Genomic DNA, 1,019 nt, shown 5'->3' on the forward strand with positions numbered 1-1,019 from the left:
CGGAGGCCGACGCGCACCGGCGGATGTACCGGCCCTGGGGCTGGTACCAGCGCGTCGACATCGGCGAGCGCTTCCAGGTCAAGCGCATCATGGTGACGCCGGGCGGGCGCCTGTCGCTGCAGAAGCACCATCACCGCGCCGAGCACTGGGTGGTGGTGAAGGGCACGGCGGAGGTGACGCTGGGCGAGCGCCTCGTCCTCGTCCACGAGAACGAGGCGGTGTACCTGCCGATCGGCTCGCTGCACCGCCTGACCAACCCCGGCAGGATCCCGCTCGAGCTGATCGAGGTCCAGGTCGGCTCCTATACCGGCGAGGACGACATCATCCGCGTCGAGGACGTCTACGGGCGGTGACGCGCGGGCGCGCCCGGCAGATGCATCCGATCCTCTGAACGACCCGGCCGCCGTCGGCGCGGGAATTGCCGGCGCTCAGTTGCGCAGCATCGCGATCCAGGACGAGACCGGGTCGACGACGTAGGCGGCGACCGAGGCCGCCCAGGCGCGGGCACGGGCCGGCAGCGAGCGGGCATCGCGTCCGGCCTCGACGTCGCGGGCGGCCATCAGCGCCGCGACGACGGCGTCCTCGCGCTCCTTGCATTCGTCGAGGGCGTTGCGCTGCGAGCCGGCGCGCCCCTGGGCCGGCGGCTGGTGCGCATAGGCTTCCCGCACGCAGTCGCGCCACGCCTGCTCCAGCGCCGCCGGGTCGGCCGCCCGCGGCGCCTGCGCAGCCGCGCAGGGCAGAGCGTTCAGGGACAGGAGGACAGCGAGGACGGGCATCCGCATGCGCGACGGTATCGCCGATTCGGGGCCGGCTCGGCAAGAACGAAGCGGCAACACGTTCGCGTGCATGCGCATGCCCCCGCTTATCCCCGCGCCGCGCGGGTCGAGCGGGTCGAGCGAGACGCTCGACGCAACGGTGGCGGTAGAGCCGCTCCTCCAGCCCGATCTTGCGGATCAGGTCCTCGACGCCGAGCTCGAACGGTTTCTCGACGAGGCCGTCGACCTTGATCGTCCTCGGGC

The 1,019-nt window shown here is 72.4% G+C and carries 2 protein-coding genes and 1 pseudogene; 1 reads left to right on the plus strand and 2 read right to left on the minus strand.

The window, feature by feature from the left end:
- The coding region (locus tag FV223_RS28415; protein ID WP_147729974.1) for a cupin domain-containing protein at window positions 1-353 on the plus strand (353 nt) is incomplete at its 5' end.
- Window positions 354-428: 75 nt separating this feature from the next.
- Here the strand turns inward: FV223_RS28415 and FV223_RS28420 are convergent.
- Both FV223_RS28420 and FV223_RS32240 read right to left on the minus strand, forming a co-directional pair.
- Window positions 429-782, minus strand: a complete 354-nt coding sequence (locus FV223_RS28420; RefSeq protein WP_147729975.1) for a hypothetical protein — start codon at window positions 780-782, stop codon at window positions 429-431.
- Between the two features lie 121 nt (window positions 783-903).
- Window positions 904-1,019: pseudogene (locus FV223_RS32240) on the minus strand (protein-methionine-sulfoxide reductase catalytic subunit MsrP); the annotation flags it as partial.

The sequence above is a fragment of the Methylobacterium sp. WL116 genome (assembly GCF_008039455.1).
Taxonomy (GTDB): Bacteria; Pseudomonadota; Alphaproteobacteria; order Rhizobiales; family Beijerinckiaceae; genus Methylobacterium.

Coding starts and splice junctions, on each gene's coding strand:
- FV223_RS28420 (WP_147729975.1), bottom strand. CDS start 782: ATGCGGATGCCCGTCCTCGCTGTCCTCCTGTCCCTGAACGCTCTGCCC.